Origin of the sequence: Gemmatimonas sp. (assembly GCF_021298855.1) — a bacterium.
Lineage (GTDB): Bacteria > Gemmatimonadota > Gemmatimonadetes > Gemmatimonadales > Gemmatimonadaceae > Gemmatimonas.
Genome location: NZ_JAJTHI010000081.1, coordinates 1 through 9582 on the forward strand (window position 1 = coordinate 1; position 9582 = coordinate 9582).

5 protein-coding genes are annotated in these 9582 nt (G+C 69.5%); 2 read left to right on the plus strand and 3 right to left on the minus strand.

The genetic code is table 11. From position 1 onward, the window contains the following. The first annotated feature begins 157 nt into the window (after positions 1 to 157). Complete coding sequence (locus tag LW840_RS16935; protein WP_291277445.1) at positions 158 to 1330, plus strand: heparan-alpha-glucosaminide N-acetyltransferase domain-containing protein; 1173 nt, start codon at positions 158 to 160, stop codon at positions 1328 to 1330. 45 nt (positions 1331 to 1375) lie between these two features. On the opposite strand, the gene LW840_RS16940 is transcribed toward LW840_RS16935, so the two are convergent. Both LW840_RS16940 and LW840_RS16945 read right to left on the minus strand, forming a co-directional pair. After that, positions 1376 to 2557 (minus strand): efflux RND transporter periplasmic adaptor subunit, encoded by a 1182-nt coding sequence (locus LW840_RS16940; RefSeq protein ID WP_291266112.1) that lies wholly within the window; start codon positions 2555 to 2557, stop codon positions 1376 to 1378. Beyond that, a complete protein-coding gene (locus tag LW840_RS16945; RefSeq protein ID WP_291266113.1) occupies positions 2557 to 5805 on the minus strand; it encodes an efflux RND transporter permease subunit in 3249 nt (1082 codons plus the stop codon). The genes LW840_RS16940 and LW840_RS16945 overlap by 1 nt, the downstream gene beginning before the upstream one ends. Positions 5806 to 5944: 139 nt before the next feature. Here LW840_RS16945 and LW840_RS16950 point away from each other — a divergent pair, with 139 nt between their 5' ends. Then, complete coding sequence (locus LW840_RS16950) at positions 5945 to 6706, plus strand: DUF2490 domain-containing protein (RefSeq protein ID WP_291266114.1); 762 nt, start codon at positions 5945 to 5947, stop codon at positions 6704 to 6706. Positions 6707 to 6874: 168 nt separating this feature from the next. Here LW840_RS16950 and LW840_RS16955 read toward each other — a convergent pair whose 3' ends face one another. Further along, entirely contained in the window at positions 6875 to 9472 is a 2598-nt protein-coding gene (locus LW840_RS16955; protein WP_291266115.1) for a zinc-dependent metalloprotease, read from the minus strand. Between the last annotated feature and the right edge of the window lie 110 nt (positions 9473 to 9582).

A 9582-nucleotide genomic window follows, 5' to 3' on the forward strand; every position in this document is an offset into this window, starting at 1 on the left:
CGACGTGTCGTGGCGCTGGCGCGCCGCCGCCGTGGGATTGGGCGTCACCAACCTGTTCGACCGCTACATGGAGTACGTGTGGTGGGACGGCGCCCAGACGCTGCATTCGCCCGCTGCCGCGCGCGCGCTGTTCCTGACGCTGACGCTCGACCGCTGAGTGACTGACGACACCCGGAAGCGCGCAGACGCCATCGACGTCCTGCGCGGGCTGGTCATCGTGATCATGGTGCTCGATCATGCGCGCGAGTATGCGCGCGGGCCGGGCGTGGCCGATCCGATGGTGCTGGAGGGGATCTCGCCGCTGCTGTTCTGGATGCGCTGGGTCACGCACTTCTGCGCGCCCGTGTTCACTCTGCTGGCCGGCATGTCCGTGGGGCTTCAGGCGCGGTCCGGAGTACCGATGCCAGCATGGCAGTGGACGACGATCACGCGCGGACTTGTTCTCATCGCGCTCGAGTTCACCGTCATCCAGTTCGCGTGGACCTTCTCGTTCGTCTGGCCGTTGCGCTACGCGCAGGTGATCTGGGGGATCGGCGTAAGCCTGATCGTGCTGGGCCTCCTGCAGCGCGTACCGACGCAGGCGCGTGTCGTGGTGGGGCTGCTTTGTGTGGCGGGGCACAATGCCCTGGACGCGTGGCATCCCACGGCGCCGCCGTGGCTGCATTGGAGCTGGGCCATTCTGCACGATCGCCAGGTGATGCCCCTGTGGGGCGATGCGGCCGTTCGCACGTCGTACCCCGTGCTGCCCATGATCGGGTTGGTGCTGCTGGGTGAGGCGCTTGGCCGCTGGTACCGCACGGTGGCCCCGGCGCAGCGCGCCGTGTGGCTGATGCGCGGTGGTGCCGCCATGAGTGCGCTCTTCGTGGTGTTGCGCACCACCAACGTGTATGGCGATCTGCATGTGGCCACGTACGGTGCGAGCCTCGCCGGCAGCGTGATGGCCGCGTTGAACACCACGAAGTATCCCATGTCGCTCAGCTTCGTGCTCATGACCGTGGGACCGGCCCTGTTGCTGCTGGCGCTGTGGGACCGCCGCACGCCGGCCTGGACGGCGCCGCTGCGCACGCTCGGGCAGGTCCCCATGTTCCTGTACCTCGCGCACCTGTACTTCCTGCATGCGGCCGGGCTGCTGCTGGCGCTCGCGGCCGGCTATCCGTGGTCCGCCTTCGACTTTCGCGCGACCATCACCGGCATCCCGGCGGAGTTCAGCTATCCGCTGTGGCTGACCTTCCCGCTCGTGGCGGTGACCCTCGTGGTGCTGTACCGGCCGGCCCAGTGGTACGCGCGCGTGCGCGCGTCCAAGCGCTATCCCATTACCCGGTATCTCTAGCCGCGCCACACGGTCCGGTGTGGGCCGTCGTGCCGCGGGGGGCCGTCACCGGGCCGCACCGCCGCCGGTCTTGCCGGCACCGCGCGCCAGCGCGCGCACGCGCAGGCCATCGCTCAGCGACTCCGCCGGGTTCACCACGAGCGCGTCGCCGGCGGCCACGCCATCCAGTACTTCCACCGACGTGCCGAAGTCGCGGCCCAGGGTGACGGGCACCAGCTGCACGACGTTGTCGCGCACCCGCGCCACCAGGGTGCCCTCGCCGCGCACAATGAGGGCGATTGCGGGAATGCGCAGCGACGGAGCGCCGGCGGGCACGACGAAGGCCACCTGCGCGAACATGCCGGGGAGCAGCCGCCTGGTGCGGTTGATCACGTGCACCTCGGTGAGCAGCGTGCGTGTGGCGGGATCGATGGCGCCGGCGGTGCGCGCGACCACCCCGGCAATGGCACTGTCGCCGGTTTCCCGCACCATCACCCGTACGGGCAGCCCCGCGCGCACGCGGGATGCCGCACTCTGCGGCACCTGCAACATGACTCGCAGCGTATCCGTCTGAATGAGCGTGAGCAGCGGCCGGGCCGCAGCGGCGGCACCGGCCACCACGAGGGCGCCGAGATCCACCGTGCGCGCGCTCACCACGCCCGCGAAGGGCGCGAGCACGGCGCCAAAGCGCAGCACCTCGCGCAGGCTTGCCACGTTCGCGCGTGCCCCCCGCAGCGCGGCATCGGCCACGTTCGCCTGTGCCTGGCGTTCGTCCAGCTCCTGTGGCGTGACGACGCCCTGCTGCGCCAACGACTGCCAGCGCGTGAGCGTCGTGGCCGCCAGCGCCGCACTGGCTTCTGCCTGCTCGACCACGGCGGCCGCCTGACGCGCCTGCTCGCGCACTTCGGGCATGTCGAGCAGGAGCAGCGTGTCCCCGGCGCGCACGGTGGAGCCGATATCCACGCGCAGTGCGCGTACGAATCCATTGGCGCGCGCGAAGATGGGGGTTTCGTGCAACCCGGTCACCGACGCCGGCAATTCGAGTGGCGTGCTGGTGGTGTCGGCACGCACCGTCTCCGTGAACACCGTCGGCGCCGCATTCACCTGGGCCCGCTCGGCCGCGCGCGCCTTGGACTGTGCCAGACGGGGCACGGCACCGGCCACCAGCAACCCGGCGAACAGCAGCGCCAGCACGACGAACAGGACCCGGCCCTGCCGCCGCCGGGGAAGGCGTGAGGCAACGATCATCAGGACACCGGTACCGAAAGGGTGGGTGGCACCAGCCCGTCGGGCGGTGCCGGATGCACGGCGCGCGCGGCGTGGCCGGCGCGCAGCCGGCTGTAGACCAGCGGCAGGACCGTCAACGTGGCCACGGTGGCGAACGCCAGGCCGCCAATGACGGCGCGGCCCAGCGGGGCGTTCTGCTCGCCCCCTTCACCCACGCCCAGTGCCATGGGCACCATCCCCACGATCATGGCCGCCGCCGTCATGATGACGGGGCGCAGGCGGGTGCTGGCCGCCTCGACCGCCGCGTCGAAGGCGCTCAGGCCGGCGGCCATACGTTCGTTGGCGAAGGAGACCACGAGGATGCCGTTGGCGGTGGCCACGCCCACACTCATGATGGCCCCCATGAACGCCGGCACGCTGATGGTGTTGCCCGCCGCGAAGAGGGCCCACACGACGCCGGCCAGCGCGAGCGGCAGGGCGCTGCTGATGATGAACGGGTCACGCCACGACTGGAAGTTCACCACCATGATGAGGTACACGAGGACCACCGCGAACAGCAGGCCGGTGGCCAGCCCGCGGTACGACTCGCGCATGCTCGCCACCTGGCCGCGCATGACCAGCGTGGAGCCCTTGGGCAGCGTGGGGCGCAGTGAGTCGAGCACCAGGTCGATGTCGGCGGCCACGGACCCCAGATCACGATGTTGCACATTGGCGAAGATGTCGTACACGGGTGCCACATCGTAATGGCTCACCACGGCCATGCTGCTGCCGCGCGAGATCGTGGCCACGTTGCCGAGCACCTGCGCGGGGCCTCCCGCCACGCCGGATACCGGCGTCTGGCCGAGTGTCTCGAGCGATGACACGCGATACTGCGGGGTCTGCACGCTTACGGTGTACTGCACGCCATTCTGGGGGCTGAGCCAGACGTTGGGTTGCGCCTGCCCGCTCGACGCGAGCGATACCAGCAGGTCGTTGGCCACCTCGCGCTGCGTGAGGGCCAGTGAGCTGGCGCGCGTGCGATCGACGGTGACGTTGAGTTGTGGCGCCTCGAGCCGCTGCTGCAGGTAGACGTCCACCGCGCCGGGAATCTGTCGCACCCGCTGCTCGATGGCGCGCGCCACCACGATGTTCTCGGCGCGGTTGCTGCCCGCGATCTGCACGTTCACGGGTGCGGGCAGCCCGGCGTTGAGGATCTGGCCGATGATGTCGGCCGACTGGAAGAAGACCAGCACGTTGGGAAACTCGTCGCGCAGGACGCGCCGGATCTCGCTGGCATAGCCGGCCGTGGTGCCGCGACGCGTGTCCGTGAGCACCAGCAGCAGGTCGGCATCGGTGACTCCGGTGGTGGGGTTGTCGCTGAACGCCAGATTGGTGAGGCTCGTGGAGGCGATGCCCACGTTGTCGAGAATCGTACCGAGGTCCTCGGGGGGAATGATGGTGCGAATGCGCGCCTCCACCGCCGCCACCATGCGCGCGGTCTCCTCCAGGCGGGTGCCCACCGGGGCCCGCAGATGCAGCCGGATCTGCCCGGCGTCCACCTGGGGGAAGAAATCGCGGCCGAGCCACGGGACCAGCAGCCCCGCCGACAGCAGTACCAGCAGTGCCGTGCCCGCCAGCCTGGTGGGGCGGACGAGCGTGCCGGCGAGGGCGTCGCGATAGCGCAGACGCCTGGCCTCGAACCAGCGCTCGAAGCCCAGGTGCACGCGCGCAAACGGCCCCGGCCGCCGCGGCGCCTCGGCGTGTCGCGCCTCGGCGTGTCGCGCCTCGGCGTGTCGCGCCTCGAGCGCGCGCTCGCGCTGCAGCGCGAACTGCACCAGCGTGGGAACGAGCGTGCGGGAAATCACGTATGACGCGAGCATCGCGAACACCACCGCCATGGCCAGCGGGCGGAAGAGCGAGCCGGCAGCGCCGCTGAGAAAGAAGATGGGAACGAAGACGATGCAGATGGCGAGCGTGGACACCAGCGTGGGCAGCGCGATCTGCCCGGCGCCCTGCATGATGGCGGTCTCGATGTCCGGCTCGTGCTCCTGCATGCGGTGGATGTTCTCGATCCCCACGGTGGCATCGTCCACCAGCACACCCACGGCCAGCGCGAGTCCGCCCAGCGTCATCACGTTGAGCGTTTCCCCCAGCGCGGCCAGCACGGTGACGCTCACGAGAATGGAGAGCGGGATCGACAGGGCCACGATGAGGGTACTGCGCCAGCTCCCCAGAAAGAGCAGGATCATGGCGGCCGTGAGGCACGCCGCAATGAGCGCTTCGATCACGACGCCCTCGAGCGCCGCTTTCACGAAGAGCGACTGGTCGGCGAGCACATCCACCTTGAGCGCCGAGGGCAGCCCGGCAAGGATCCCGGGGAGGGCGTCGCGCACCCGATCGACCACGTCGATGGTGCTGGCGCCGCCCGACTTGAGGACCGTCACCAGCGCGCCGCGCACGCCGTCGCGGTGCACGATGTTGGTCTGCACCGCATACCCATCGCGCACCTGCGCCACGTCGCGCACGCGCACGAGGGCCCCGTTGACCACGCGAATGGGGAGATCGTTCAGCGCCTCGACGGCACTGGGGCTGCCGTTGAGGCGTACGGCGTACTCGCGTTCGCCGATCTTCGCGGTCCCGCCGGGCAGCACCAGATTCTGCGCGCTGATGGCGTCGGACACATCGGTGGGCGACAGCCCCCGCGCCTGCAGCTGCACGGGATCCAGATCGACATTGATGAGCCGCGAGCGCCCGCCGTACGGTTGCGGCACGCTCGCGCCACGCACGGTGGCCAGGCGTGTGCGGATGCCGTTGGTGCCCAGGTCATTGAGCTGCTGCTCGGACAGCGAATCCCCGCCCAGCGCGAGCTGCAGCACCGGCACGTTGGCCGCATTGTAGCGAATGATGAGCGGGGCGCTGGCCCCGGGCGGCATGATGCGCAGGATGGTCTGCGACTGCGCGGCAATCTGCGACACCGCACTTTCCACCGAGGCGTCGGGTTGGAAGAACACCTTCACCACGGTGATGCCGGCGAGCGACTGCGATTCGATGTGCTCGATGCCGGTGAGCGTGGTGGTGAGGGAGCGCTCGAAGGGCGTGGCAAAGCGCCGTTCCATTTCTTCCGGCGGCAGGCCGTTGTACGACCAGATCACCGAGACCACCGGAATGTCCAGCTCCGGGAGGATATCGGTGGCCATGCGCCACGCCGACAGCACCCCGAACAGCACGACCAGCAGGGCGCCGACGATGAACGTATACGGCCGGCGCAGGGCCAGCGAAACAATCCACATGACGGTTGAGCGGAAGAGCCGACGGGGGCAGGCAGGACGCCGCCACTGCCGATTCTACGTGCCACCGCCCGGTTCCGCTTGGCGGTGCCGCCCGGCATCGCATTGCAAAAGTGCCGGGTGCAGCCGAAACTTCGCCGCCATGGCTACTCCTGCTCTCCGCATGGTCAGCGCGGTGGCATTGCTCCAGATCATGGCCGCCGCACCGGCCAACGCGCAGCCGTGGGTCACCCGTCATCAGGACGCGATGTGGGTGGGCGCGTTCGTGGACGAGCCCATTACCAGGCGCACGGCCCTGTGGTTCGATGGCTCGTGGCGACGCATGGACTTCGGTGCCGACCCGCAGCAACTGCTGGTACGCCCCGGCGTCCAGATCACGGTCGCCCCGGGCGTCCGGGTGGCGGGGGGATACGCGTATATCGCCACCGCGCCGTACGGCAGCCTGCCGTCTTCATCGGCCACACGCGAGCATCGGAGCTGGCAGCAGATCTCGCTCAGCCACCGCGCCGGTCCCTTCACCGTGAGCCATCGCTACCGGTTGGAGCAGCGCTGGATCCATCCGCTGCTCTCGGTGGCGGGGTCAGACGACCGCGAGGCCGGCCCCACCACTTACCAGAACCGCCTGCGGTACATGCCGCGGGCCCAGGCCAATCTGGGGTCGCTCACGCTGCAGGGGCGCCCGCTGATCGGCTTTGTGTGGAATGAGTTGCTCATGCCCCTGGGCGGCGCCACCCAAACGTTGACCATTGGGCAGAACCGGGCCACGGTGGGGGTTGGGGTGCCACTGTCGACCCGCATTCGTGCCGAACTGGGCTACATGAACCTGTACAACGCCTTCGCGGCGCGGCGCGCCAACGAGGTGAACCACACCCTGTGGCTGTCCTGGCACTGGACCGGGCAATGACGCCGCGCGGCGGTCCCCCGCCGCCCCGGGACGCCGCCGCCTTGGAGCCGGTGAGACAAGCACGGGCCGGACTCGCGAAGGAGTCCGGCCCGTGCTTGTGCTGGTCCGGCGGTGGGCGACCGGTGAAGCGCCGGTCAACCTGCCGGTCACCTGCCGGTTATCTGCCGGTCACTTGCCCGTGTCGAGCATCGCCTCGATCTGGTCGCGCGCGTCCTGCAAATGCGCGCGGGTGGCGCGGTCTCCCGTGCGGCCAATGGCCGCCGCGAGCTCGCGGTCGAGGGTTCGCATTTCGTCCTTCAGCAACGGACGGAAATCGCGCGTGTTGACGATGGGACCGAAGAACTGCGCCAGCGCGATGTCCTGAGCGCTTGGCGCGGCCGGCTTGATCTTGCTGGCCATCGCTTCGAGATACGTGGTCTGCAGCCGACGGCGATAGGCGTCGACGGGCCGCCCCGCGTAGATCTCCTTCCACAGCCCGCGGCGCAGGTCGGTGAGCATCTCGCCCAGCGAGTACACCGAGGCCGTGCTGCCCGCGGTGGCCTCGAGTTCGATCAGGCGCTGCAGGCGGGCGTTGCTCACGAGGCTCGAGAGCACACGCGCCTGGGCCCCGGCGACCCGTCCGATATTGCCGTCGGATTCCAGCTTGCGCAGAATCGACAGATCCGTGAGGTAGGTGGGCGTGGTGAAGACCTCGTCGTTGAGAAACTTCATGGCCGTCTTCTGGCGCGCGCGCGGCACCGGCGTCCACACCGGGCCGCTCTGGCTGACACGCTTTTCCTGCCGGTCCACGCCGCCGATGATCTTGGTCACGTGGTTGGCCTCGAGCGCCCACTGGCCGATCACGCCGTCGTAGGTCTCCTTGAGCAGCGAGAAGTCCTTGGTCTTGTCGGCGGTTGAGGCCGGCTCCACCAGCTTCATGATGCGGGCGAGGTTCTTGAAGCCGAGCGTGCTGGCGCGCACGGCATCGGCATCGCCCACCGCTTCCGTCTGCTCGCCGGGATCGGCCTGGCCGGCGCTGGCGTCATCGGAGAAGCGATACCACGGAATGCTGTCCTGCATACGCGCCCATTCGTCGAGCTTGGGCAGCTCCGCTTCCGGCGTGCGCGCGGCCGCGATGGGCGCGTAGCCCCACATGGTGGCGAACTTGTCGTAGGGCCCCACCTTGGGGACCAGCGTTTCGAGCGGGAGGTTGTCCTCGGGCTGCGCCACGTAGTTGAAGCGGGCGTAGTCCATGATGCTGGGCGAGTGCCCCATCTTGGTCACCCAGCTGCGGCTCCGGATGGAGTCGAGCGGGTACATGGAGCTGCCCTTGAAGTTGTGGCGGAAGCCCAGCGTGTGCCCCACCTCGTGCGCCACCACGAACTGCACGAGCCGCCCCATGAGCGTGTCAGGGAAGGGGAAGCGCTGGGCGCGCTTGTCGAGGTGCCCCACCTGGGAGAAGTACCACTCGCGCTGGAGGTCCAGGATGTTGTGGTACATCTGCACGTCGGCGTCGAGAATTTCGCCGGTGCGCGGGTCCACGAGGCTTGGCCCCTGCGCATTGGCGGTGGGGGACGGGAGCCAGCGGATCATCGTCACGCTGGCGTCCTCACCGGAGAACTCCGGGTTGTCGGCGGGGGCGTCGGCGGCCACGATGCCCTTGGCGAAGCCCGCGGCTTCAAACGCCTCCTGCCACTCCTCGATGCCGGCGCGAATGAACGGCTTGAGGTACGACGGCGTGGCGGGGTCCACGTAGTACGTGATGGGCTTCTTCGGGACGCAGAGAGCGCCCACCTTCTGGTCGCTGCACTCGAGGCGCCAGCGCTTGATGTAGTCGCGCGACACGACGCGCTGCTCGTTGGAGCCGAAGTCGCGCTTGGGGGTCACGAAGTAGCCCACGCGCCGATCGGAGAGGCGCGGCATCATGGGCTCGTCGGGCAGGCGCACGAGCGAGAAGGTGTACGACTCGGTGGTGGCGTTGCCGGTAGCGCCGCCGAGCCCCGGAATGGGGAGGCCGGGAATGCCGCCACCCGGCGCCGCGGTGTACGTCTGCACGGCGGTGACGTTCACATTGCGCGGGAAGGCGCTGAACTTGTCGATGAACGAGCGATTCGCGTCGACGGTGGCGCGGCGACCGCGCGCGGTGAACTCCGGCACGCCACCGGTGAACATGCGCGTCACTTCCACCACGGCCGCGCTGTCCTTGCCGTACGCCTCCACATTCAGCGTGGCGACGATGGGGAAGAAGGAGATGAGGTTCATGGCCTGCCGCGACTGCTGCGTGCTGTCGCTGGCCACGTTGAGATACGTGGCTTCACGCACCAGGATGCGGTTGTCGCGCCGCTCGAAGCGGATGACGCGCTCGGGCCCGTACAGGCTGCCGTTGATCGCGTCGCTGGTGCCGGCGAGCACCGTGGTCACGAGGAAATCCTTCCCCTGCTGCGCGGCGGGGATTTCGAAAAAGAGACGCGAGCCCACCTGGTGCACGGCGAAGACGCCCTGCTTGCTGCGCGCGCGCGGCGTGATGACGGTGGCGTAGGGGCGCGGGTTGGGCTCGGCCGCGCCGCCGAGGGCGCCGGCCAGCCCCGGAATGTTGGGGAGACCGGCGGGCGGCTGACCGGGCGCAGGCTGCCCGGGGGTGGGCTGGCCAGGCGCGGGCGGCTGGTTGGGCGCGGCGTTGGCGGCGGGGCGGTTGGCGGGCGTCGGCGCCGCGGTCGGCTTCTTGGCCGGCGAGCAGGCGGCGATCGCGAGGCCAGCCACCGCAAAGGGCATGGAGCGGAGGCGCATTGGACCTGAGGAGGGGTGGGAAGGATGCCCGCAGCGGCAGCGGGACACCGGAGTCTACGGCCCGCGCCGTCCCACGGGCAGTGGGCGTCCGTCAGGGCGGGGCAGAACGC